Origin of the sequence: Sedimentitalea arenosa, assembly GCF_016428585.1 — a bacterium.
Taxonomy (GTDB): Bacteria; Pseudomonadota; Alphaproteobacteria; order Rhodobacterales; family Rhodobacteraceae; genus Sedimentitalea; species Sedimentitalea arenosa.
Genome location: NZ_JAELVR010000008.1, coordinates 1 through 24705, shown reverse-complemented (window position 1 = coordinate 24705; position 24705 = coordinate 1). Strand labels below are relative to the sequence as shown.

Genomic DNA, 24705 nt, shown 5'->3' with positions numbered 1-24705 from the left:
GCATAACAGATGGAAAGGAAGACCCATGACGAAACTGAAAGCAATGCTTCTGGGCAGTGTTCTGACCCTGGCGGCCGGAAGCGCGCTGGCGTCCGAAAGCGGCGTCAAGTTGACCGACGAGGTCCGCACGCAAATCTCGACAATGTTGACCGGGCAGGGCTACGAGGTCGGCAAGATCAAGACCGATGACGGTCTTTACGAAGCCTATGCCCGCAAGGACGGCAAACGCTATGAAGTCTATCTGAACGAGAAGATGGAGATCGTCAAAACCAAAGAGGACGACTGATCCTACTGCACCGGGCCGGCGGGTTCGCCGGCCCCAGCTCGGAAAGGAGTTTTCCGATGGAGCGCATCAAGGTTTGGGATCCGGTCGTCCGGATCTTTCACTGGTCTCTCGTGATCCTGTTCGCGGCCAATGCGCTGGTCGTGGATGATGACAGCAAGCTTCATGTCTGGATCGGCTACGGGGTGTTGGCGCTGGTCGCCCTGCGTCTGCTTTGGGGCGTCGTGGGCAGCCGCCATGCACGGTTCGCGGACTTTCCGCCCAGCCTGGGCGGCGCGCGACGCCAGGTGATCGAGATCGCCACAGGACGCAGGCATGCCGAGGTCGGGCATTCTCCGCTGGGCGCCTTGATGATCTACAACCTGTTGCTGGCGCTGATCGTGATCGGTCTGTCCGGTCACCTGATGACGACCGACCGGTTCTGGGGTGTCGAATGGCCCGAGGAACTGCACGAATTCGCCGTGGCATGGGCCGAGATCTCGGTGCTGCTCCATGTTGCTGCCGTCGTGGTGGAAAGTCGCAGGCTGGGCGTCAACCTTCCCCGCGCGATGGTGACGGGTTACAAGGAGATGCGACCCGAAGAGAAGAGCGGAGTGTGACACAGGCGAGCCCCTCCCGCGCCCCGCAGGGACTGATCCTCCTGGTGGTGATCCAGGTGCTTTGCGCCGGGTTCTTCGCTGCGGACATCATCGCGGACTTCAGCGAGACCGCCGACATGACGACGACGCGCTGGCACCTGTACATCGAGGGCATCGCCACCCTGTCGCTGGTCGCCGCGATCCTGTTCGAGATCCGCTTCGTGCAGGCGCTGCTGCGGCGCAAGGCCCACCTGGAGCATAGCGTGTCGGTCGCCACTTCGGCCCTGCATGACGTGATCGAGGCGCATTTCGACACGTGGGGTCTGACCCCGTCCGAGCGGGACGTGGCGACCTTCCTGGTCAAGGGGATGGGAATCGCCGAGATCGCCGCGCTGCGAGGCAGCGCGGAAGGCACTGTCAAGTCGCATCTGAACGCGATCTACCGCAAGTCGGGCACCCACAATCGGGGAGAATTGCTGAGCCTTCTGATCGACAGCCTGATGGGGCGTGAATCCGTCAGGGCGTAGGTTCCGGATCTGCCGGTCCTTGGGGGCGACCGTATCGACCGTACCAAGCGCGCGGGCAAATTGCGACCTGCCTCCTTCCTCGGAGCGGCGAAACGGTTTGAGCGGAGGAACACCGCGCGGCAGCGCGCCGCCTGGCCGCCAGCATTGGGGCGGATACCCTTCGCGAAATGCCGCCGAGCGGGCGGATCAGCCGCCCGGGCGGGTGAAGTCCGCGCTGTCGACAACCCCATCGCCGGTCCGGTCGATCATTTCGAACCAGTCCCCACTGCGGCCGAGGAACTCGTCGCGGCTGACGGTCCCATCGCCGTTCGTGTCGTTGAAGGGCAAGGTCAAGCCGTCATTCACGATTCGCATCGGCCCCTTGTCGTGGCCACCGGCATTGGCCTTCATGTCGGCCTGCCGGGTCTGATCGAAGAGGTCGTATTCGGCCGGATCAAGCCCGCCCGAGCCGTCCTGGTCGAACATCGTGAAGAGTTCCGCCCGTTTCTGGGTGGCCTCTTCGGGCGACACCGAGCCATCGCCGTCGAGATCCCAATTCTCGATGAAATGCCCCCCGGGTTGACCGGCTTGCGCCAGCGCCATGCCGGCGGCAAGCGCGATCGGCAGGCATGCCAGAAGCGGTTTCATGCCGCGCTCAATTCATCGAAGCATTCGAGCGCCTTGGCGGCATACATCATCGCAGGCCCGCCGCCCATCTGGATGCACATGCCCAACACCTCGGCGACCTCTTCACGGGTGGCGCCCAGCTTGATCAGCGCTTCGATGTGCAACGAGATGCAGGGTTCGCACCGGTCGGCGACCGAGATGCCGAGCGCGACGAACTCCTTGGTCTTGTAGTCGAGCGCGCCCTCCTGCTTGACGGCCTTGCCCAGTCCGCCGAAGGCGCGGGCAGTGTCGGGAATCGCCCCGTTCAGATTGCGCAGTCCGCTCCGGGTGCTGTTCAGCTTGTCTTGCCATGTCATGGGTATCGGTCCTCACCATATATCGTGTTCTTTGCAGGTGAATTCATCCCATCCGCCGGGCCGCCGCCTTGATCCTGATCAGATCGCGGGCTTTTCCAGCACCAGGGCGAGGTTGTTGGCGGGCATCTCGATCACGTCCACGACCGTCAATCCCGCGGCCAGAGCCAGGTCGAGAATGTCGAAATCGTCCTTGTACCCGATCTCGGGGTCTTGCGCGATCAGGCTGGCATGGAACCGGGCATCGCCGTCGCTGGTCAATTCGCCGCCGCGTTGAAACGGGCCGTAGATCACGAAGCGCCCGGATGGGGTCAGTGCCCGGGCGGCTTCGCCGATCAGGGTTTCGGTCTCGGTCATCGAGATCAGGTGCAGCAGGTTGATCACCACGATCAGCGCCTGTCCCGCGTGACGGGCACCCCAGCCGGGTGCCGCCGCATCCAGCTCGAACGCAGGAGCCAGGTTGTCCAGTTGGGACTCGGCGGCATAGGCGTCGATGCTGGCCCGGCGGGCTGCGTCGGGCTCGGACGGTTGCCAATCGAGACCGGGAAGCCGCTTGGCAAAGGCGACGACATGCTGCCCGGTGCCGCTGGCGATCTCGAGCGCGGCTCCCGTTTTCGGCGCGAATTGCGACAGCAGATCGCAGAGCGGGGCGAGGTTGCGTTCGGCCGCCGGGGCGTTGAGCTTCGCGCCGTCCGACGCGTGGGCCACGTTGGCCGTGTCGGGCAGCGCGCGCCGTGTCATGTGCCGGTTTCGCTGCGATCCGTCGCCGGGGGCGGCGTCGGCGACAGGGACGAGATCCGGCCGTAGAGGGTGTCCGTCATCTCGAAGTCGAGCGCATCGAGGGACGGTTTCAGCTGCTCGGCATTGCGCGCCGAGATGATCGGCACCGGGCGGGTCGGATGCGCCGCGACCCAGGCCACGGCGAGCGTCGCCGGGTCGGTGCCGACTTCCTCGGCGAGCCCCGCAAGCGCGGTGGCGCTGTCATGCATCCAGCCATCGCGGTAGCGGGACTTGTACATCTCGTTGGTCATGATCCGCCCGGTGTCTCCGCGTGCGTACTTGCCCGTCAGCAACCCGCCACCCAAGGGGGAATAGGGCACCGCGGTGATGCCCTGGTCGGCGCACATCGGCAGGATCTCGACCTCGGCTTGGCGCTTCACAAGGTTGTACATCGGCTGCAGGACGTCGATCGTCAGGTCGAACTCGGCGGCGATGCGCACTGCCTTCATCACCTGCCAGGCGGCGAAATTCGACAGGCCGACGTAACGGATGCGCCCGGCCTGTTTCAGGTCGGCGAAACCTTCCATGGTCTCGTGCAGATCGGTGTCGGGATCGAACATGTGCAGGTACAGGAGGTCGACCCCGTCAAGACCCAGCCGCGTGCAGGACATGGCGAACTGCTCGGCCATGTTGGTGCGGCCGGCGCCGCCGACGCTGCCGTATTTCGTCGCGATCAGAAGCGAGTCCCGTGTATCGGCGATCATCCGGCCGAGCAGGGTTTCCGAGGCTCCGTCGGTATAGACATAGGCGGTGTCAAAGTGGTTGATCCCCTGTGCGCGGCAGGCCTCGAACATCGCGCGGCTGTCGGCTTCATCGGCGTTGCCGCCGAACTGCATGGTGCCAAAGGCAAAGCGGCTGGCGGGGGTTCCATCGGGTGTGGTCATCTGTGTCATGGCAACACTCTGACACGCCAACCCGAGCCGGGGAAGAGGAGAGCGCGTGCATCCGAACGGAAAAGACCCCGCCGGGGCGGGGTCTCTGTCGGTTTCGTCGAAAAGGCGGTTGTCCCGGATCAGTTGGGAATTTCGCCCTCGATGCCCTCGACGTAGAAATTCATACCGGCCAACGTACCGTCATCGGCGGTTTCGCCGTCCGCCAGCCATGCGCTGCCGTCCTGCTTGTTCAGCGGGCCGGTGAACGGGTGGTATTCGCCCGATGCGATCGCGTCCTTCAGCGCCAACGCCTCTTCCTTGACCTCGGCTGGAACGGCGTCGGAGATCTCGCCGATCCCGACCATGCCCTTGTCGATCCCGTCCCAGCGGTTGCTGGTTTCCCAGGTTCCCTCCATGACAGCGCGCGTGCGTTCGATGTAGTAGGGCGCCCAGTTGTCGATGATCGAGCTCACGCGCGGCAGGGGCGCATACTCGCTCATGTCCGAGGCCTGCCCGAAGGTGATCACGTTGCCAGCGGCCTGGGCCGCGGCCTGCGGTGCGGTGGAATCGGTGTGTTGCAGTATCACGTCGGCGCCCTGCTCGATCAGAACCTTGGCGGCGTCGGCCTCCTTGGCGGGGTCGAACCAGGTATAGGCCCAAACGATCTTGAACTGCACGTCGGGGTTCGCCTTGCGGGCGTGAATGAAGGCGCTGTTGATGCCGCGGATCACCTCGGGGATGGGGTAGGAGCCGATATAGCCGATGATGTTGCTCTTGGTCATCTTGCCGGCGATATGGCCCTGGATCGCGCGGCCTTCGTAGAAGCGTGCGGAATAGACCGACACGTTCTCGGCGGTCTTGTAGCCGGTGGCGTGCTCGAATTTCACGTTGGGGAATTTCTTGGCCACGTTGATCGTCGGATCCATGAACCCGAAGGAGGTGGTGAAGATCAGATCGGCGCCGTTCAGCGCCATCTGTGTCATCACCCGTTCGGAGTCAGGGCCCTCGGGCACGCTTTCGACAAAGACGGTTTCAACGGCGTCGCCGAACTCGGCCTCGACCGCCAGCCGGCCCTTGTCATGCTCATAGGTCCAGCCGCCATCGCCGACGGGGCCGACATAGACGAAGCCGACCTTGGTCGGTTCGGCCACGGCCATCGTGGCCAGGCCCAACGCCATCGCGGCGCCGGCAAGTAGAGAAGTCAGTTTCATTCAGGGTCTCCCGGTTGCTTCTGATTGGCCTCTTATCGAGAGGCGTGGAAAATTCGGCCCAGCGAGGCTGGCGCGTTGCTCTTGTCCCTGGACAGGATCACCAGCACGAGGATCGTGACGATATAGGGCGACATTGCCAGATACTCGACAGGGATGGCAACGCCCGCCGCCTGCAGGTTCAGCTGTAAAACGGTGATGCCGCCGAAAAGATAGGCACCGAGCAGGACGCGCCAGGGTTTCCAGCTTGCGAAGACCACGAGCGCGAGCGCGATCCAGCCGACCCCGGCGGTCATGCCTTCGGTCCACTGCGGCACCCGGACGAGGCTGATATAGGCGCCGCCCAGACCCGCGCAGGCGCCGCCAAACAGGATCGCGAGGATGCGGATGCGGACCACCTTGTAGCCGAGCGCATGGGCCGCGTCGTGGCTTTCGCCCACGGCGCGCAGGATCAGGCCGGCACGGGTGAATTTCAGCATGACCCAGACCAGGGCGACGATCGCGATGCCGAGATAGAGCACCGGATCATGGCCGAAGAGGATCGGCCCGATGACGGGGATATCGCTCAGAATCGGGATATCCAGATCCGGCGTCGGCGGCGGCTTGATTCCCACGTAACGCTGCCCCATCAGGGCGCTCAGCCCGAGCCCGAACAGGGTCAGCGCAAGGCCGGAGGCGACCTGGTTGGCCAGCGCCAGCTGCGTCAGCACTGCGAAGAGCAGCGACAGGACGGCGCCACCGAGCGCCGCGGCGAGGAAACCCAGAAACGGAGAGCCGGTTTCGACCGCGATGGCGAACCCGCTGATCGCGCCGGTGATCATCATGCCCTCGACTCCAAGGTTGAGAACCCCGGATTTTTCCACGACCAGCTCGCCAATCGCGGCCAGCAGGATCGGCGTTGCCGCCACCATCAGCGACGCCACCAGAAGGACAGGATTGATCGAACTCAGATCCATGTCAGGCCACCTCACGCATGCGCATCCGGATGCGGTAGTTCGTCAGAACGTCGAGTGCCAGCAGGAAGAACAGCAGCATCCCTTGGAACACCTGGATCGCCGCCGCGGGCAGGCCCAGCTGCGACTGCGCGATCTCGCCACCGATATAGGTGAGCGCCATCAGACCGGCCGCCAAAAGGATGCCGACCGGATGCAACCGGCCGAGAAATGCCACGATGATCGCCGTGAAGCCGTAGCCGACATTGAAATCGATGCTGACCTGGCCCGCGGGCCCCGCGACCTCGAACAGCCCGGCCAACCCGGCCAGCAGCCCGGAGGTGCCGAGGCAGAACAGGATCAGCCGTGCCGGCCGAACCCCCGCGAACCGCGCCGCGCGCGGCGCGTCGCCCGTCAGGCGGATGTGAAAGCCCAGCATGTGCCGGTTGAGCAGCACGTAGGCGAAGATCACCGCGATGAAGGCGGCGACAACCCCCCAGTGCATGCCGATGTCCTGGCTGATCCAGCTGGTCGCGCTGGCATATTCGTTCAGGTTGCGGCTGCCGGGAAACCCGAACCCCTCGGGGTTCTTGAGAAGACCCAGCGACATCGAGGCGAGCAATTGCTCGGCCACGTAGACCAGCATCAGGGAAACGAGGATCTCGTTGGTGCCGAAGCGCACCTTCAGGATCGCGGGAATCATCGCCCAGGCCCATCCGCCGAAGGCGCCGCCCAGAACCATCAACGGGAAGACATAGACCGCATCCAGCGGATAGAAAGCCAGCCCGATACCCGCCCCGCAGAGCGCCCCCATGATGTACTGCCCCTCGGCGCCGATGTTCCAGATCCCGGCCTTGAAGCCCAGAGACAGGCCGATGGCGATCAGAACCAATGGCGCGCCCTTCACCAACAGCTGCGGGCGATAGTAGAAGGCGAACTCACCAAACAGCGGATCCCAGAAGATCGTCCTGATCGCTTCGACCGGGTTCTTGCCGAGCACCGCGAAAAGCAGGCCGCCGAACAGCATCGTCGCCAGCACCGCCAGCACCGGTGTCGCCAGCGACCAGGCCTGCGAGGGCTGCGGCCGTTTCTCCAGAACGATCATCGCGAGGACCCTGTCTTCATCTTTGCGAAAATACTCTCGCCGAAGGCGAAACTCACGGTTTCAGACATGCGCGACCTCCATGCCGTGCGCTCCGCCCATCATCAGGCCGATCTCGTCGATCGTCAGTCCGACCGTCTCGCGGGGAGTGCTCAGCCGGCCCTCGTTCAGGGCCGCGAACCTGTCACTGATCTCCATCAGCTCGTCCAGATCCTGGCTGATGCAGACCACCGCCGCCCCGCCTGACGCGAGATCGAGGATCGCCTGCCGGATCGCCGCCGCCGCGCTGGCGTCGACGCCCCAGGTCGGCTGGTTGACCACCAGAACGTCCGGGCGTTGCAGGACCTCGCGCCCGATCACGAATTTCTGCAGGTTGCCGCCCGACAGGGACCTCGCGGCATTGCCGGGGCCGGGGGTGCGCACGTCGAACCCCGCGATGATGCGCTCGGCGAACTCCTCTGCCGCCCGCCATTTCAGGAATCCGCCCTGCTCGAGCTCCTCCCGGACCGACCCGGTCAGCATCGCGTTCTCGGTCAGGGTCATGTCGGGCGCGGCCGCGTGGCCCAACCGCTCCTCGGGCGCGCTGAGCAGGCCGAGCCGGCGCCGCGCCGTGGGGCCGAGATGGCCGACCGGCTTTCCCTTCAGCTTGACCGCCTCCGCCGCCGTGGTGATTTCTCCCGAAAGGGCGGCCAGCAGTTCGTCCTGCCCGTTGCCGGCAACGCCGCCGATACCCAAGACCTCGCCCTGCCGCACGGTCAGGTGCAGGTTCTTCAATGCGGTGCCGAATTCATGCGGCGAGCGCACTGACAGGCCGCTGATGTCGAGCGCGATCTGGCCCAGCTCGCGCGCCGCCCGCTCCGGAGATTTCAGCGCCGTGCCGACCATCAGCTCGGCCATGTCGCGGGCGCTGGTTTCGGCGGGCACGCATTCGCCGACATTCTCGCCCAGCCGAAGCACCGTCGCATGATCGCAGAGCGCGCGGATCTCTTCCAGCTTGTGACTGATATAGAGGATCGACGTGCCTTCGGATTTCAGCTTGCGCAGAGTCTGGAACAGGATGTCGACCTCCTGCGGTGTCAGGACGCTGGTCGGTTCGTCCATGATCAGCAGCTTGGGGTTCTGCAGCAGGCAGCGGATGATCTCGACCCTCTGGCGTTCCCCCGCGGACAGGTCGCCCACGGTGCGGTAGGGATCGAGCGGCAGGCCGTAGGTTTCGCTCACCTCGCGGATGCGGCTGGCAAGATCGCGCATCCGGGGCGGGCTTTCCATGCCCAGGGCGATGTTCTCTGCGACGTTCAGTGCATCGAAGAGCGAGAAATGCTGGAACACCATCGCGATCCCGTCGGCGCGGGCCGCGCGGGGTTCGGCGGGAGTGAAGGGCGCGCCGTTCAAAAACATCGTCCCGCTGTCCGGTTTCACCAGCCCGTAGATCATCTTGACGAGGGTCGACTTGCCGGCGCCGTTCTCGCCAAGAAGCGCGTGCACCTGTCCGGTATCGATGTCAAAGGACACGTTGTTGTTCGCGATAACGCCGGGATAGGCCTTGGTCAGGCCTTTCAGGCTCAACAGCGGGGCGGTCACCTGCGCGTCTCCGCGAAGGCAACCTGCCGTCGGGCGCGCACGCCCCGGTTCTCTGGTCGCGGTGCACCAGCCAGTGATGCCCGAAGTCTTGCGGTTCTCATCTGCTGAAACCCGTCGCCTTGTCCCGTTGCGGCCCTTGGCGCGTCTTTATCGATGCGACATGAAAAAACGCCAGCCCTTGTTCCGCTGGCAGGTTAGAAAGCGATATGTCGCTCTGGCAAGGGAAACCTCCGCCGCAATGCGATATCGCCGCGGTCCGGTCACGATCGATGCCCTTCTGCACATGAATTAGTCGCGTTGAATCATGCGGTTGCCGTTGGTGTCGATTCTGGAGCCCGGAAACTGTTTCAACGGAACGGATATAATTGCCGTGGCAACGTACCTCTCGTCACGGGCGAGGCGGTAAAACCCGCTTCCCCTCTTCGGCGAGGGTGGGTAGCGTTCGCACATGACAGCCTCTCCCCGATTCATCCATCTTCGCCTGCATTCCGAATACTCGCTGCTGGAGGGGGCCGTGCGGCTGAAGAAGCTGCCGGATCTCTGCCGTAACCACGACATGCCCGCCGTCGCGGTGACCGATACCAACAACATGTTCTGCGCGCTCGAGGCGTCGGTCGCGCTGTCCGGTGCTGGTGTGCAGCCGATCATCGGCTGCCAGGTCGATCTGGCCTATCTGGTGCCGCAGCCTGGTGAGCGGCCCAAGCCGCCCGCGCCGCTGGTGCTGCTGGCGCAATCCGAGATCGGCTACGAGAACCTGATGAAGCTCAACTCGTGCCTCTACCTGCGCGGTGACGGGTCCCTGCCGCATGTGACCCTCGAGGAGCTTGAACGCTGCAGCGATGGCGTGATCTGCCTGACCGGCGGGCCGGACGGTCCGGTGGGCCGGCTGTTGCGCGACAACCAGCGCCCGGTGGCCGAAGCGCTGGTCCAGCGGCTTGCCGGCGCATTTCCGACGAGGCTCTACATCGAGCTTCAGCGTCATCCGGACGAGTCTGGCCAGCCCGACGCTGAACGGCTGACTGAACGCGGCCACGTCGAGATGGCCTATGCGATGGACCTGCCCCTTGTGGCGACCAACGACGTCTATTTCCCGACCAGCGACATGTACGAGGCGCATGACGCGCTGATCTGCATCGCCGACGGGGCCTATGTCGATCAGCAGGACCCGCGGCGCCGCCTGACCGCGCAGCACTACTTCAAGTCGCCGCAAGAGATGGCGACGCTCTTTGCCGACCTGCCCGAAGCGATCGAGAACACTGTCGAAATCGCCCGCCGCTGCGCCTTCATGGCCTATCGGCGCGCGCCGATCCTGCCGAAATTCGCCGATGACGAGGTGGTCGAACTGCGCCGGCAGGCCGAGCAGGGCCTGAAGGCCCGCCTGGCCGTGATCCCCCATGCCGCCCCGGTCGACGAGTATGAAAAGCGGCTCGAGTTCGAACTCGGCATCATCGAAGGCATGGGCTTTCCCGGCTACTTCCTGATCGTCGCCGACTTCATCAAATGGGCCAAGGATCACGACATTCCAGTCGGCCCCGGTCGCGGTTCGGGCGCCGGCAGTCTGGTCGCTTATGCGTTGACCATCACCGACCTCGATCCCTTGCGCTACAGCCTTCTGTTCGAGCGCTTCCTGAACCCGGAACGCGTGTCGATGCCAGACTTCGACATCGATTTCTGTATGGACCGGCGCGAAGAGGTGATCCGCTACGTCCAGGAGAAATACGGCCGCGACAAGGTGGGGCAGATCATCACCTTCGGCGCGCTGCTGTCCAAGGCCGCGGTGCGCGATATCGGGCGGGTGCTGCAGATGCCTTACGGACAGGTGGATCGCCTGTCCAAGATGATACCTGTCGAGGGCGTCAAGCCGGTCAGCATCGAGAAGGCGTTGAGCGACGAGCCGCGTCTGCGCGAGGAAGCCAAGAACGAAGAAGTCGTCGACCGCCTGCTGACCTATGGCCAACAGGTCGAGGGATTGCTGCGCAATGCCTCGACCCATGCCGCGGGCGTGGTGATCGGCGACCGGCCGCTGGATGCGCTGGTGCCGCTCTACCAGGATCCGCGGTCGGACATGCCGGCGACCCAGTTCAACATGAAATGGGTCGAGCAGGCGGGTCTGGTCAAGTTCGACTTCCTGGGCCTGAAGACCCTGACGGTGATCCAGAACGCGGTCGATCAGATCAAGGCGTCAGGGCGGCACCTGCATATCGCCGCCGACGGGCGACAGCTGTTCGACCCGCCCGAGGGGCTGATCGACGATATCGGGACCATCCCGCTGGATGACGAGGCGTCCTACAAGCTCTACGCCGCCGCCAAGACGGTGGCGGTGTTCCAGGTGGAAAGTTCGGGCATGATGGATGCGCTCAAGCGCATGAAGCCGACCTGCATCGAGGACATCGTGGCGCTTGTGGCGCTCTACCGTCCCGGCCCGATGGAAAACATCCCGGCCTATTGCGAGGTCAAGAACGGCAAGCGTGAGCGCGAATCCGTGCATCCGCTGATCGATCATATCCTTGAAGAAACCCAGGGCATCATCGTCTATCAGGAACAGGTGATGCAGATCGCGCAGGAAATGGCCGGCTATTCGCTTGGCGGCGCCGACCTGTTGCGCCGCGCGATGGGCAAGAAGATCGCCGAGGAAATGGCCAAGGAGCGGCCGAAATTCGAGAAGGGCGCGCAGGAGAACGGCGTCAGTCCTGAAAAGGCGCGCGAGGTTTTCGATCTTCTGGAGAAGTTCGCCAACTACGGCTTCAACAAGTCGCACGCGGCGGCCTATGCGGTGGTCAGCTATCAGACCGCCTGGTTGAAAGCGAACCACCCTGTCGAGTTCATGGCCGGGGTGATGAATTGCGATATCCACCTCACCGACAAGCTTGGCGTCTACTTCGAAGAGGTGAAAAAGGGGCTGAACCTGCCCTGGGTGCCGCCCTGCGTGAACCGCTCGGATGCAATGTTCAAGGTCGTCGACGGCGCGTTGGTCTATGCGCTGGGGGCCCTGAAGAACGTCGGCATCGAGGCGATGCGCCTGGTGACCGATGGTCGCCGTGTCGACGGACGCGACAAGCCCTTTGCCACGCTCTTCGATCTTGCCCGGCGGGTCGACCTGAAGCGCGTCGGCAAGCGCCCGCTGGAGATGCTCGCCCGCGCCGGGGCGTTCGACCAACTCGATCCGAACCGGCGGCGGGTGCATGACAGTCTCGATGCGCTGGTTGCCTATTCCGCCGCCGTGCACGACCAGAAGAACTCGGACCAGGTATCCCTGTTCGGCGAGGCGGGCGACGACCTGCCCGAACCGCGCCTGTCGCCGGCGACCGACTGGTTGCCCGCCGAACGTCTGGCCGAGGAGTTCAAGGCGGTCGGCTTCTACCTGTCGGGCCATCCGCTGGACGATTATGCGGCCTTCCTCAAGCGCAAGGGCGTGGTCACCCTGGACGAGGTGCGCAGCAAGAGCGAGAGCGGGCCATTGGTCGCCAAGATGGCGGGTGTGGTCGCCGGACGGCAGGAACGCAAGTCCGCTCGCGGTAACCGCTTCGCCTTTGTCCAGATGTCTGATGCGACCGGCGCCTACGAGGTCACACTGTTTTCCGAAACGCTCGAGAAATCACGCGATTTTCTCGATGCGGGATCGAAGGTGCTGGTTACGGTCGAGGCGACGCTGGAAAGCGATCAGCTCAAGCTGTTGGGCCGGTCGGTTGCGGAAATCGATGTCGCCATCGCCGATATCGGCGCCAGCGGTCTGCGGGTGTTCATCGATGACGCTGCCGCGGTCGACGCGGTGGCCAGCGTGCTCGACCAGGCGCGCGATGCCGCGCGCAAGGCGGCGCGCGGGCCGGTGCAGTTCTGCCTGATGGATCCCGAGTTGCCGGGCGAGGTCGATATCGACCTCGGTCAGGATTTCGCCATCAACCCGCAGGTGAAGGGCGCGCTGAAGAGCCTCGCCGGCGTGGTGTCGGTAGAGGATCTCTGATGCGGGCGCTGCATCAATAGTGTGGCGGACGCTCGTCGCCGAGAACGATACCGCCGCCGCCATCTGTCTCGCGTTCGGCTTCGCGCCGCATCAGCATCTCGACCCGGCGCGAGAGCGTTTCGATCTCGGCCTGCTGAGCGGCCACCACGTCACTGAGCTCGTCGACGGTGCGGATGAGATGAGCGAGTCTTTCTTCCAGCTGCTGCATGGCCATTGTCCCTGTCTGTCGGGCACTTCCTGACAGACGGGACGCGTCCTGTCCAACCGCAGTTCGGGGCCTGGGCGTCGGAACCGGGTCGGCGTGGCCGGAAAGACTCCGGGTCGGCGCGTCGGCTTGCCCCCGTCCGGCCCTTCGGCTAGACCGCGCGGCAAGCCGGCAATCCGAGGACGCCCGACATGGCCAAGACCCGCAAGCAGCCCCGTCCGAAGGCGGAGACGCCGAAAGGATTCCGTGACTATTTTGGCGCCGAGGTGACACAGCGGGCCGAGATGCTGAACGTGATCGCTGCCGTCTATCATCGCTACGGGTTCGATGCGCTGGAAAGCTCGGCGGTCGAAACGGTCGAGGCGCTGGGAAAGTTCCTGCCGGATGTCGATCGCCCCAACGAAGGCGTGTTCGCGTGGCAGGAGGAGGACGCCGCCTGGCTCGCCCTGCGATACGATCTGACCGCGCCGCTTGCCCGGGTCTATGCCCAGCACAGGAACGACTTGCCGATTCCCTACCGGCGCTATGCCATGGGGCCGGTCTGGCGCAACGAAAAGCCGGGACCGGGACGGTTCCGCCAGTTCTATCAATGCGATGCGGACACGGTGGGCAGCGCGTCCATGGCGGCGGACGCCGAGATCTGCGCCATGCTGAGCGATACGCTGGAAGCGGTCGGGATCGCGCGCGGGGACTATGTAATCCGCATCAACAACCGCAAGGTTCTGAACGGGGTGATGGAGGTTGCGGGCGTACTGGACCCTTCGGACCCCGAGAAATTCGCCCACGAACGCGGCATCGTTCTGCGCGCCATCGACAAGCTGGACCGACTGGGGCCGGAGGGCGTGCGCGCGCTGCTGGGCAAAGGCCGCGAGGACGAGAGTGGGGATTTCACCAAAGGTGCCGGGCTCGGAGAGGACCAAGTAGAAGTTGTCCTATCTTTCGTATTGGGAAAGGAGCGAATAGCGGAACAACTAGCGTCGATTGCGGAACCTGCTGGCAAATTGAATGCTGATTGGGAAGCGAAGTATCGGTCAATTTCTGAAACTATTGAGGTAGGTGATCGAAAAAGTCTGTCAGTCGATAACCAAGAGTTCACAAACAGACTTACATGCACATACCTTCGAAGTATCGTGGACAATTCTGTAGTTGGTGCAGAAGGCGTTGCTGAACTGGAACAGATCGCCGATCTGCTGGCGGCGCAAGGCTACGGTCCCGACCGCATCGTCATCGACCCGTCGGTGGTGCGCGGTCTCGGCTATTACACCGGTCCGGTCTACGAGGCAGAGCTGACCTTTGAGATCTTCGACGACAAGGGCCGCAAGCGGCAGTTCGGCTCGGTCGCAGGCGGCGGGCGTTATGACGACCTGGTGAAACGGTTCACCGGGCAGGCGGTGCCCGCGACGGGCGTGTCGATCGGGGTCGACCGGCTGCTGGCCGCCCTGCGCGAGAAAGGGCGGATCACAGCGCAGGAGATCGGCCCGGTCGTCGTCACCGTGATGGATCGCGACCGCATGGCCGACTATCAGGCGATGGTGGCTGAGTTGCGCAATGCGGGCGTTCGGGCCGAGGTCTACCTTGGCAATCCGAAGAACTTCGGCAATCAACTGAAATACGCGGACAGGCGCAACAGCCCCGTCGCGATCATCGAGGGCGGCGACGAAAAGGCGCGTGGCGTCGTGCAGATCAAGGATCTGATCCTCGGGGCGCAGATCGCGCAGAACGCGACGCTCGAGGAATGGAAGGAGCGCCCCAGCCAGTTCGAGGTCGCCCGCGGTGACCTCGTCGCGAAGGTCCGCGAAATCCTTGTCGCCCATGATCTTGGGCAGGCCTGATGGCCAGCCGAGCGGAAACCTTGGCCGAGGCCGCCCGGTTGCGCGCCGGGTTCGAGGCGGCGGGAGCCCTGCCGATCGAAACGCCGATCCTGCAACCCGCTGAGACGCTACTCGACCTTTACGGCGAGGATATCCGGGCCCGCGCCTACGTGACCAGTGACGCGCTGCGCGGCGAGCAGATGCTGCGTCCCGATTTCACCGTTCCGGTGGTGCAGATGCACATGGTGCAAGGCGCCGAACCGGCGCGCTACACCTATGCGGGCGAAGTGTTCCGTCGACAGGAGCACGATCCGGCGCGCGCCAGCGAATACATCCAGGTCGGCTATGAAGTCTTCGACCGCTCCAATCCCGGTGCCGCCGATGCCGAGGTCTTCGCCCTGATCGCGCAGGCCGTGGACGGCGCACCGCTCCGGGCCGCAACCGGGGACATCGGCATCCTCATGGCGGCGGTTCAGGGGCTGAACACGACACCCGCACGCAAGGCTGCCCTGATGCGCCACATCTGGCGCCCGCGCCGCTTCCGCGCCCTTCTCGACCGTTTCGCCGGGCGCAGTCCGGTTCCACCCACACGCAGCGCTCTTCTGGCCAGCACCGAACCGATGGCGGATGCCGGCCCGGCGATCGGACGGCGCGGCCCTGCCGAGATCGCCGCCCGGATCGAAACCCTGCGCGCGGATGCTGCCGCGCCGCCGATCGGGGCAACCGAGCTGAACGCGCTCGAAAGCCTTCTCGCCGTGCGCGAAACGGCGCCCTTCGCCTTGGCTCAGTTGCGCGACATCGCCGTGGACCTTCCCGCCATCGGGCCTGCGCTCTATCGGCTCGAGGCGCGTCTTGGCGCCTTGGCGGCACGGGGTGTCGATGTGGACGACCTCGATTTCGAAGCCAGTTACGGGCGGACCTCAATGGAATACTATGACGGCTTCGTTTTCGGATTCTATGCCGAGCGCCGCCCCGACCTGCCGCCGGTTGCCACGGGCGGACGCTACGATGCGTTGACCCGCCAGCTCGGCAAGGGGACCGAGATCCCGGCCGTTGGAGGCGTGCTGCGGCCGGGCCTGTTGCTGGATCTGCTCGGAGGCGCGCGATGACCCTCAAGCTGGGCGTGCCGTCCAAGGGCCGGCTGATGGAAAAGACCTTCGGCTGGTTCGACCGGCACGGTATAACGCTCACAAGAAGCGGATCGGATCGCGAGTATGCGGGCTCGGTCAGCGGAATCGACGGGGTCGACCTGGTGTTGCTGTCTGCGGGCGAGGTGCCGCGGGAACTGGCGTCGGGCCGGATCCACCTCGGTGTCACGGGGACGGACCTGGTGCACGAGAAACTGCCGCTTTGGGAACAGCAGGTTGAAGAGATCGCGCCGCTCGGCTTCGGCCATGCCGACCTGATCCTCGCAGTGCCGCGCTTCTGGGTCGATGTCGACACGCTCGATGACCTCGATGCGGCCGCGGCGGCATTCCGCGCCCGGCATGGGCACCGGATGCGGATCGCAACCAAGTACCACCGGCTGGTTCACGGGTTCCTGCGCGAGGCCGGCGTGGCCGACTACCAGCTGGTCGACAGCCAGGGTGCGACCGAGGGGACTGTCGCCAACGAAACCGCCGAGATGATCGCCGATATCACCTCGACCGGCGAAACCCTGCGGGCCAATCACTTGAAAATCCTGAGCGATGGGCTGGTTCTGCGCAGCCAGGCCACGCTTTGGCGTAGCCGGACCGCCGTGGTCTCCGACCAGGAGAAAGCCGCGTTGAAGGCGCTGACCGACCGTCTGCAGTGAGGGTCGTCTGCCCCACGCGCATGCCGATGCCAGTGGCGCACGGCCCCTTTTCATCTTTGCACAAATACTCCGGGGTCAGGGGCAGAGCCCTGCTGCCCTCGTCGAAAACCGGCGGGTCGGTCGCTAACCCGCGCCGCCGGACCATCGCAGCCATACATCGGGGCCGGCGCGAAACACGTTGAGATCCACTTCGCCCCTGATTCCCGGGACCAGGCCCGTTCCGGTATACTGCCAGAAGGTCCAGAACGCGCCCGGATAGACCTGTCGTGGGTGGCCGGCGACCGACCGCAACCAGAACTCCGTATCGCGCAGCCGCCCGATGCCGGTATCGGCAAAGAAATCCACGGTGGTATAGATCATCGGCCGGCGGCCGTAATGCGCCTCGAGGATGTCGAGGAAGGTCGCGGCGTCCCGGCGCACGGTGGCACCATCCGGCCTCAGGCGACAGGTCGGCGAGGTGTGGTTCCATTCCATGTCGAGCACGTGGGGCAGGGCGCGGGAATCGCGCGGGACGTTGCGGATGAACCAACGCGCCTGCTCCTCGGGCGGTCGGCAGAAATAGTAGTAGTGATAGGCGCCCCGCGGTACGCCGGCCCGCTTGGCATCGCGCCAATGGTCTTCGAACTTCGGATCGAGATGATCGCCGCCTTCCGTCGCCTTGATGAAGGCGAAGCTGACCCCGGCGCGCCGCGCCGCCGGCCAGTCGATTTCTCCCTGATAGCGGGCGACGTCGATGCCGTGGATCGCGTAGGAATCCGGCCCACGGCCCTGCCAGGGATGCGGCTTGGTGTCGCCGAACTCGGGATAGGTGACGAGGCCGGTTTCGGGATCGCGGGGCGGTTCCGGATCGATCTGCGTAACGATCGGCGGCGGCGTGCGTCCACAGGCGGCGATCAGAGCGAGGGCAAGCAGAAGGGTCAGAAGTCGTGTCACGCTAGTCTCCGTCGGGCCTGTCGGGCCCCACTCATCCCCGGTCGCGGTGCGGCTTGCAAGCCCTCTCGATTTCGCATTGTCCGCAGCGAGCGGCGACCCCCTACAATACGCCGATTTCCGCCAGCGCGCGGTTCAGTTCGGTGGGAAGCGGGTCCTCGTTCAGACGGCCCTTTGGCAGGTCGCGCGGGCTGTCGGCGACCGGCAGGTAGCGCCAGCCCTGGAACGGCCGCTTAAGCACCGTTTGCGTGCGGTGCAGCTCCGGGTCGAGCACGATGGCGCAGCGCCGGACACCATCCGCCCCGATCACCTCGTCCAGCCGGAGCACCCGCTGGCGGCATTGCACAAGGCCCTTGATGACCCAGTAGATCGACCCGCCATTCACGATCTCGTCCGCCCGTTTCGGCCACATGCGCGTGACGTGGCGGGGCAGGCCGTCCTTGCCTTTCGCAGCCCGGCTCGCCTGCCACGCCGCCAGCGCCTCGACGGTTTCGGTGCCGACGGAAAGTTTGATGAGATTGGTCGTCTTATCCACAGAGTCGCCCCCAAGCCACACGGTATATGGTAGTGGAATCGGCCCCGGCTTCAAGCTATTGTGGATGCCTGCCAGCCAAAGGATTCGGACCATGACCCGTTTTGCCGCCCCGATCGCCGAACAGATCTGGGACATGAAGTATCGTTTCAAGGATGCCTCGGGAACGCCAAAGGACCAGAGCGTCGAGGATACCTGGCGGCGCATCGCCCGTGATTTGGCGCGCGTCGAACAGGACCCCGACCTGTGGGAAGAACGCTTCTACGCGGCGCTCGAGGATTTCAGGTTCCTGCCGGCCGGGCGCATCACCGCCGGGGCCGGCACTGCGCGGCAGGTGACCCTGTTCAACTGCTTCGTGATGGGTACGATTCCCGACAGCATGGGCGGCATCTTCGAAATGCTGAAAGAGGCCGCGCTGACGATGCAGCAGGGTGGCGGCATCGGCTATGATTTCAGCACCATCCGGCCCAAGGGCGCGGCGGTCAGCGGCGTCGCGGCGGATGCGTCCGGCCCACTCTCCTTCATGGACGTCTGGGATGCCATGTGCCGCACCATCATGTCCGCCGGGTCGCGGCGCGGCGCCATGATGGCGACGATGCGGTGCGACCACCCGGACATCGAGGCGTTCATCGCTGCCAAGGCCGACCCGGCCCGCCTGCGCATGTTCAACCTGTCTGTCCTGGTGACCGACGCCTTCATGGACGCGGTCAAGCGAGATGCGCCCTGGGACCTGGAGTTCGGTGGGAAGGTCTATCACACGGTGCAGGCGCGCGATCTCTGGAATCGCATGATGAAGGCGACCTATGACTACGCCGAACCGGGCGTGATCTTCATCGACCGGATCAACGCGGCCAACAACCTCAATTATTGCGAGACCATCGCGGCGACCAACCCCTGCGGCGAACAGCCCCTGCCACCCTACGGCGCTTGCCTGCTCGGCTCGATCAACCTCGCGCGTCTGGTCAGCGACCCCTTTGGCAAGGAGGCGCAGCTCGACAGCACAGCCCTGGCCGAGCTCGTCGCCGTCGCGGTGCGGATGATGGACAACGTGGTCGACGCCTCGAAATTCCCGCTGCCCGAACAGGCCGCGGAAGCACAGGCCAAGCGCCGCATCGGCCTTGGCGTCACCGGACTTGCCGACGCGCTCCTGATGATGGGCTTGCGCTACGGAACTGACGAGGCGGCGCGTCAGACCGAGGACTGGTTGCACGCGATCGCCCGCGCCGCCTACCTGGCGTCGGTGCAATTGGCAAAGGAGAAAGGCGCCTTTGCGCTCTTTGATGCCGAGAAGTTCCTCGACAGCGGCACCATGCGCGGCATGGACGAGGACGTGCGGGACGCGATCCGCGAACACGGGATCCGCAACGCGCTTCTGACCAGCATCGCGCCAACCGGGACGATCAGCCTCTATGCGGGCAATGTCAGTTCGGGCATCGAGCCGGTCTTTGCCTATGCTTACACGCGCAAGGTTCTGCAGAAGGACGGCAGCCGCACCGAGGAGGAAGTGGTCGACTACGCGGTACAGATGTGGCGCGACCGCTTCGGTGACGCGGAGCTGCCGGATTACTTCGTCAACGCCCAGACTCTCTCGCCGTCCGAGCATGTCAAGATGCAGGCGGCCGCCCAGAAGTGGGTGGATTCGTCCATATCCAAAACCATCAATTGTCCCGAGGACATATCCTTTGACGACTTCAAGGATGTCTATCTTCAGGCGTGGGATACCGGCTGCAAGGGCTGCACGACCTACCGGCCGAACGAGGTGACCGGGAGTGTGTTGAGTGTGGCGGCGGACCAAAAGAACGCAGGTCAACGCATGCGCGAAGCCCGCAATCAAGCAGGACTGACGCTCGCTGATCTTGGAGAAAGGGCCGGTTTCAGCAAAACCTACGTCAGCGAAATCGAGACAGGTAAGAAAGAAATTACCCTGCGTGTAGCAGAAGCCGTTTCAAGCCATATTGGTGTCAGCAAGGAGTGGCTGGCGTTCGGGAAAAACTCTCCGGAAATTGTCGCAAAATCCGACGCAGAACCCCTCACGCCCCACGGCGACGTAATCTACATGTCCGAGCCGCTCGACCGGCCGCAGGCGTTGGAAGGCAACACCTACAAGGTCAAATGGCCCGACAGCGAACATGCGCTCTACATCACCATCAACGACATCGTCATCAATGGCCACCGCCGCCCGTTCGAGGTTTTCATCAACTCCAAGAACATGGAGCATTTCGCCTGGACCGTGGCACTGACCCGGATGATCAGCGCTGTGTTCCGGCGCGGCGGCGACGTGTCCTTCGTGGTCGAGGAACTGAAGGCCGTCTTCGACCCGCGCGGCGGCGCCTGGGTGCAGGGCAAATACATCCCCTCGATCCTGGCCGCGATCGGTGGCGTCATCGAACGCCACATGGTCGCCATAGGTTTTCTCGAAGGCGAAGGCATGGGCCTGAAATCCGACCCCCATGCGCAAGTCGCCAACGCAGGCCCCGCCCGCGGCCCGGCCTGCCCGAGCTGCGGCCAATACGACATGCGGATGGTCGAGGGCTGCATGACCTGCGCCAGTTGTGGTCATTCCAAGTGCGGATGATCTGGCTTGGGCTGGTTGTGTATTGTGACGACAAGCAAATTTTTGGCCATTTTCGGGAAGAAATGGCCATTTTACAACTTAACGGCGGCCATTGAGGAAAATCGCGTTTGCAGAGTGATTTTCACTGCTTTTCGCGATTTCGGCGCTAAGTCGACATCCTGTCTGGAACATGGATCCCGATGCCAGTCAACGGAAATGGAGACTGAATTTTTCTCAAAGATTCTCGCCACAGGATGAGCGCAGATCGTTGTGAGGGTTGAAAGGAGCATAGGGGTTAATGAAGACGTTTGCGAAGGGGGTCGCGGTGTAACCGACGTAAGTGACAGCCGGCAGCGCAGCCAGGACTTGCCGTATCTCTGCGTTGATCCGCGTCATGTCGAACTCGCCGCGCGCCGAATTCACCGAGGCCTGATCGCATTCATCGTCGATCAGGAGCACCTTGAGCTCCCGCAGGACCACAGCGGGCGTGCGGGCAATCGTGCGCCGCAGTTGCTTGAGGCGACTTCCCTCTTTCTTCATCACGATCAGCTGAGCATGACCTTCCGCAGGCATGACGAATCCACCGTTCGCGGGCTGGACGAAATCGCCGGCCGGGTCACTCGTGGTGTAGAGTTGCCAGAGAGTGCGGTGACGAAGCACATCCTTCTCGAACCGATCCTGGGTCTGCTTGCGCAGTTTGTTCGTCACGCCACCGAGGACGATGATCATATTGTAACCGGCATCGACGGCCTTTGCCATGACCGCAGTCATGTTGGCGGTCTTGCCGGATTGCACATAGCCGACTACGAGTCCGCGGCAGGCGAACTTGTCCTTGCCTGGATTGCCCAGCAACGAGACCACTTCTGTAGATGCACGGTCCAGCGAGCTGATCGTGTCTGGGTTCCAGCCCTTGGTCTTGAGATATTCGTGCAGTGCGGTCCAATGTCGGCTGTTTGCGCCGGGTCCGCGATACCAGTCTTCCGGTGCATCGACGATCGAGTGGCGCCGGAGAATCTCCACGTCCTGAATCTCGGCTCGGACGATCTCCACCGCCGCCAAGAGGTTCGCAACCATCTCAGGACTGAAGACGCCAAACATCGCTTCCATCTCGCTCCGGCAAGCCGCCGCGGTCTCTTCAAGGGTTCCATAATTGGCACGCCTCTGACGAAGCTGAGTGGCGAAGGTGTCGATCTGGGGAGAGGGCATTGCAAACCTTTTAAGTGAAACGCTTTTCCAATTCTTGCCTTACGCGAACTCAACCGTAAAGGACCGTAGACTGGTCTAAGTTATCTGCTCCTCCCAGTTGCAGCCTCCAATCCGGGGTGATCGGGCAGGTACTTGCAGATGGCGCAGGGCGTCAGCGTTGTCGCTTGTCTGCTTCCGTCTTTCCGCAACCGCAGCATCGCTTCGGAATCCATCAGCGCTGCGGACCAGAGCTCAATCGCTCAGCAAACAAAATGCCACGGATCCGCTGCCAACCTTCTATGGACGCGTAAATTGCACTACCGTTTCTACTGCCGAGTACGGCTGGCGATGGCCGTATAGTTCGTAGCGGCGAGCCCAAAAAACTGCGCCAAGGAAACGCACATGGTTTGCAAAAAAATCTGTAATCTCGGCGCGATCACGTTGGAGCACTAGAGTCTCCCGATTGCAGGCTCATTGCACGGTCTTGGCGCCAGTTTCGAGTGCTGAGCGACTGTTTTTTGCGACGAAGCCGGGAGAATAATTTCTTCTCACAATATCGTATTGAAGCATGTCGTGGCGAATGAACGGCAAGAAGTATGCTGGCGGTATGCCGCGGAAAACGAAAAGGGCAAGATAAAAGCGCCTGCCACGACTGCCGCAAGTCACTGACGTGACTGGCGTTTTCGCGTGCATGCAAATCGGTCGTGTGCAGGTTTCCTGCAATTTCGCAGTATTTTCAGATCACTGGCATGCACAGTGCGGAAACCTGCTCTTTGTGGCTGCGCGGTTGAAGAGGCAACAACTCCGTGTATCGGGAGGTGGCATCTCGCGCTCAACAATGGGAGCGCAAGATAAAAGGCGTGCCGCATATCCTTGCAGGTTGTTGATGTCGAATGGGAAAATGCGCGGCATCTTCTCGGGCTCTGCGGCAGGAAGTTCGCCAGTAGTCTGATTTCACACGATTTTGCATGCGGCACCGAGCCTTGTGCGCGACGTCGCACGACTACGCCAGCGCAGCCAGGACATCGCCCCGCAAAGCTACAACCGCCGTCCGCCTGTCATTCCCCGCCACAGACCTACTCCGCCCGTTCTCGGCTTCGTTCCTCTCTCCCTTTCCGGCATCCTTGGAGCACCCGAAACCCAAACCCATCGCCCCATGCCCAAGCGCCCCGCCATCCTGCCGCCCACGCTCGCGCCCCGCGGTCTCTCGCGGACCGAGGCGGCGGCCTATATCGGGGTGTCGCCCACGCTCTTCGATCACCTGGTCCGCGACCGGCGCATGCCGCCGCCCAAGCGGATCAATGCCCGGACGATCTGGGACCGGAAAAAACTTGACCGGGCGTTCGAGCTGATCCCTGATGGAGATCTCTCCGACCACAATCCCTGGGACGACTGACGGCTGACGAAAGGCAGCGCGTGCAATGCCCACATTCAGGATGAGAGACGGCTCGGGCAGCATCCGCCTGAAGCACGTCATCGAGGATACCGACCGGCACGGGAACGTGCGCGTCTACCTGCGGCGGCCCGGGCACCTGAAGGTGCGGCTGAGGAGCCAGCCGGGAACGGAGGACTTCCTCGCCGAATACCGCGCCGCGATGATTGGCGCCACGCCGAGCGCGCCGGCCGGACCGCTCGAGCGGCGCGGATCGCGGGGCAGCTTCAAGTGGCTCTGCGAGCAGTATTACGTCTCGGCCGAGTACCAGCGCCTGAGCAGTCGCACCAAGTATGTCCGCCGCGGCATCCTCGACCGGATCTGCGAGAAGAGCGGATCGAAGCCCTACGCGCTGATGGAGCCCCGTCACGTGCGGCGCATGCGGGACGAGATGGCCGACCGGCCCGAAGCCGCGAACGGCTTCGTCAAGGCGCTTAGGCAGGTCTATGCCTTCGCGGTCGAATACGAGCTGGCGCAGCGAAACCCGGCCCGCGATGTGCCCTACCTCAAGGCCAAGGGGGACGGTTTCCATTCCTGGACGATGGAGGAGGTCCGGCAGTTCGAGGACCATCACCCGATCGGCAGCAAGCCGCGGCTGGCGCTGGCGCTAATGCTCTACACCGGGCAGCGGCGGTCGGACATCGTCCGGCTCGGGCCCCAGCACATCAAGGACGGCTGGATCACCCTGACCCAGGCCAAGAACCGCGACCGCAAGCCCGTCACCCTTTCCATCCCGGTCCTTCCCGAGTTGAAGGCCGTGCTCGACGCCACCCCCACCGGCAACCTCGCCTTCCTCGTCACGGCCTTCGGCAAGCCCTTCACCTCGAACGGCTTCGGCAACTGGTTCCGCAAGCAATGCGACGAGGCCGGGCTGAAGCACTGTTCCGCCCACGGGCTGCGCAAGGCGGGCGCAGCGCTTGCGGCCGAAAACGGGGCGACCGAGCGGCAGCTGATGGCGATCTTCGGCTGGACGACCATGAAGGAAGCCTCGCGCTACACCCGCGCCGCGCGTCAGAAGGTGCTGGCGGCGTCCGGGATGAAGCTGTTGTCGCGGGGTGGGGGTGGGCCGGGAGGGGTGGAACCAAAGGAGATCTAGTTCCCATCATGACTATGGTTCTTTTCCTTTGCTAATTTGACGGCGACTGCTTCCGCTCAACTGTAGGGATTGAAGTAACAAATCGCACGATCGTGATGCTGCAGACATGTGGTCCCCAGAGAAAAACCCACACTTGAGTTACGTGACCAGACCATTCCGAAAGGCAACTTCCTTTGCCTGACCCTCCAATCCCGGAAAAAGCCTTGCGAACGTTAGGCTCAGGACTCATAGCCAGTAGATGACCGTAGCGGCGAGAGCGATTGCCGAGAGGAAGACCTTCGGGCACCGGTCGTAGCGGGTGGCGACACGCCGCCAGTCCTTGAGCCTGCCGAACATGATCTCGATCCGATTGCGGCGTTTGTAGCGGCGCTTGTCGTATTTG

General features: G+C 63.7%; 23 protein-coding genes. 10 read left to right on the top strand and 13 right to left on the bottom strand.

The window, feature by feature from the left end; all coding sequences use genetic code 11:
* Positions 1–25: 25 nt before the first annotated feature.
* The 3 genes from JF290_RS12125 to JF290_RS12115 are packed head-to-tail and all read left to right on the top strand — an operon-like array spanning position 26 to position 1388.
* Complete coding sequence (locus tag JF290_RS12125) at positions 26–286, top strand: PepSY domain-containing protein (protein WP_227362146.1); 261 nt, start codon at positions 26–28, stop codon at positions 284–286.
* Positions 287–342: 56 nt separating this feature from the next.
* Entirely contained in the window at positions 343–882 is a 540-nt protein-coding gene (locus JF290_RS12120; protein ID WP_199025155.1) for a cytochrome b/b6 domain-containing protein, read from the top strand.
* Complete coding sequence (locus tag JF290_RS12115; RefSeq protein WP_199025368.1) at positions 879–1388, top strand: helix-turn-helix transcriptional regulator; 510 nt, start codon at positions 879–881, stop codon at positions 1386–1388. The genes JF290_RS12120 and JF290_RS12115 overlap by 4 nt, the downstream gene beginning before the upstream one ends.
* Positions 1389–1574: 186 nt before the next feature.
* Here the strand turns inward: JF290_RS12115 and JF290_RS12110 are convergent, their stop codons facing one another.
* The 8 genes from JF290_RS12110 to JF290_RS12075 all read right to left on the bottom strand — a co-directional run bounded on the left by JF290_RS12110 (position 1575) and on the right by JF290_RS12075 (position 8822).
* Entirely contained in the window at positions 1575–2015 is a 441-nt protein-coding gene (locus JF290_RS12110; protein WP_199025154.1) for an EF-hand domain-containing protein, read from the bottom strand.
* Positions 2012–2350 (bottom strand): carboxymuconolactone decarboxylase family protein, encoded by a 339-nt coding sequence (locus tag JF290_RS12105; protein ID WP_199025153.1) that lies wholly within the window; start codon positions 2348–2350, stop codon positions 2012–2014. The genes JF290_RS12110 and JF290_RS12105 overlap by 4 nt, the downstream gene beginning before the upstream one ends.
* A 78-nt stretch (positions 2351–2428) precedes the next feature.
* Positions 2429–3088 carry a DUF938 domain-containing protein gene (locus JF290_RS12100; protein WP_199025152.1) on the bottom strand — a complete coding sequence of 220 codons (660 nt, stop codon included), beginning with the start codon at positions 3086–3088 and terminating at the stop codon, positions 2429–2431.
* Positions 3085–4020 (bottom strand): aldo/keto reductase, encoded by a 936-nt coding sequence (locus tag JF290_RS12095; RefSeq protein WP_199025151.1) that lies wholly within the window; start codon positions 4018–4020, stop codon positions 3085–3087. The genes JF290_RS12100 and JF290_RS12095 overlap by 4 nt, the downstream gene beginning before the upstream one ends.
* A gap of 119 nt (positions 4021–4139) precedes the next feature.
* Entirely contained in the window at positions 4140–5210 is a 1071-nt protein-coding gene (locus JF290_RS12090) for a BMP family ABC transporter substrate-binding protein (protein ID WP_199025150.1), read from the bottom strand.
* A gap of 32 nt (positions 5211–5242) precedes the next feature.
* Positions 5243–6163: an ABC transporter permease gene (locus JF290_RS12085; protein WP_199025149.1), complete on the bottom strand. Its 921-nt coding sequence runs from the start codon at positions 6161–6163 to the stop codon at positions 5243–5245.
* Between the two features lies 1 nt (position 6164).
* Positions 6165–7244, bottom strand: coding sequence for an ABC transporter permease (locus JF290_RS12080; protein ID WP_199025148.1), 1080 nt, complete (start codon positions 7242–7244; stop codon positions 6165–6167).
* 60 nt (positions 7245–7304) lie between these two features.
* A complete protein-coding gene (locus tag JF290_RS12075) occupies positions 7305–8822 on the bottom strand; it encodes an ABC transporter ATP-binding protein (RefSeq protein ID WP_199025147.1) in 1518 nt (505 codons plus the stop codon).
* Between the two features lie 448 nt (positions 8823–9270).
* Between JF290_RS12075 and dnaE the strand changes: the two genes are divergently transcribed.
* A complete protein-coding gene (dnaE, locus tag JF290_RS12070; RefSeq protein WP_199025146.1) occupies positions 9271–12783 on the top strand; it encodes a DNA polymerase III subunit alpha in 3513 nt (1170 codons plus the stop codon).
* Between the two features lie 13 nt (positions 12784–12796).
* Here the strand turns inward: dnaE and JF290_RS12065 are convergent, their stop codons facing one another.
* Positions 12797–12991, bottom strand: a complete 195-nt coding sequence (locus JF290_RS12065) for a SlyX family protein (RefSeq protein WP_199025145.1) — start codon at positions 12989–12991, stop codon at positions 12797–12799.
* A 188-nt stretch (positions 12992–13179) separates the two neighbouring features.
* Here JF290_RS12065 and hisS point away from each other — a divergent pair, with 188 nt between their 5' ends.
* Genes hisS through hisG form a run of 3 tightly spaced genes read left to right on the top strand, consistent with a single transcriptional unit; the run spans position 13180 to position 16594 of the window.
* Positions 13180–14820: a histidine--tRNA ligase gene (gene hisS, locus JF290_RS12060; protein ID WP_199025144.1), complete on the top strand. Its 1641-nt coding sequence runs from the start codon at positions 13180–13182 to the stop codon at positions 14818–14820.
* Positions 14820–15908, top strand: coding sequence for an ATP phosphoribosyltransferase regulatory subunit (locus JF290_RS12055; protein WP_199025143.1), 1089 nt, complete (start codon positions 14820–14822; stop codon positions 15906–15908). The genes hisS and JF290_RS12055 overlap by 1 nt, the downstream gene beginning before the upstream one ends.
* A complete protein-coding gene (hisG, locus tag JF290_RS12050; RefSeq protein WP_199025142.1) occupies positions 15905–16594 on the top strand; it encodes an ATP phosphoribosyltransferase in 690 nt (229 codons plus the stop codon). Before JF290_RS12055 ends, hisG begins: the two co-directional genes overlap by 4 nt.
* A 123-nt stretch (positions 16595–16717) precedes the next feature.
* Here the strand turns inward: hisG and JF290_RS12045 are convergent, their stop codons facing one another.
* Entirely contained in the window at positions 16718–17527 is an 810-nt protein-coding gene (locus JF290_RS12045) for a glycoside hydrolase family 25 protein (RefSeq protein ID WP_199025141.1), read from the bottom strand.
* 100 nt (positions 17528–17627) lie between these two features.
* Positions 17628–18059: a DUF1489 family protein gene (locus tag JF290_RS12040; protein WP_199025140.1), complete on the bottom strand. Its 432-nt coding sequence runs from the start codon at positions 18057–18059 to the stop codon at positions 17628–17630.
* Positions 18060–18150: 91 nt separating this feature from the next.
* Here JF290_RS12040 and JF290_RS12035 point away from each other — a divergent pair, with 91 nt between their 5' ends.
* Positions 18151–20631, top strand: a complete 2481-nt coding sequence (locus JF290_RS12035) for an adenosylcobalamin-dependent ribonucleoside-diphosphate reductase (protein ID WP_199025139.1) — start codon at positions 18151–18153, stop codon at positions 20629–20631.
* Positions 20632–20844: 213 nt separating this feature from the next.
* Here the strand turns inward: JF290_RS12035 and JF290_RS12030 are convergent, their stop codons facing one another.
* Positions 20845–21717 carry a hypothetical protein gene (locus tag JF290_RS12030; RefSeq protein WP_233155311.1) on the bottom strand — a complete coding sequence of 291 codons (873 nt, stop codon included), beginning with the start codon at positions 21715–21717 and terminating at the stop codon, positions 20845–20847.
* 1234 nt (positions 21718–22951) lie between these two features.
* Here JF290_RS12030 and JF290_RS12025 point away from each other — a divergent pair.
* Positions 22952–23191: a helix-turn-helix transcriptional regulator gene (locus JF290_RS12025; RefSeq protein ID WP_199025138.1), complete on the top strand. Its 240-nt coding sequence runs from the start codon at positions 22952–22954 to the stop codon at positions 23189–23191.
* A gap of 25 nt (positions 23192–23216) precedes the next feature.
* A complete protein-coding gene (locus JF290_RS12020; RefSeq protein WP_199025137.1) occupies positions 23217–24323 on the top strand; it encodes a tyrosine-type recombinase/integrase in 1107 nt (368 codons plus the stop codon).
* 225 nt (positions 24324–24548) lie between these two features.
* Here the strand turns inward: JF290_RS12020 and JF290_RS12015 are convergent.
* Positions 24549–24705: transposase (locus JF290_RS12015; protein WP_199025136.1), on the bottom strand; the 157-nt coding region annotated here is incomplete at its 5' end.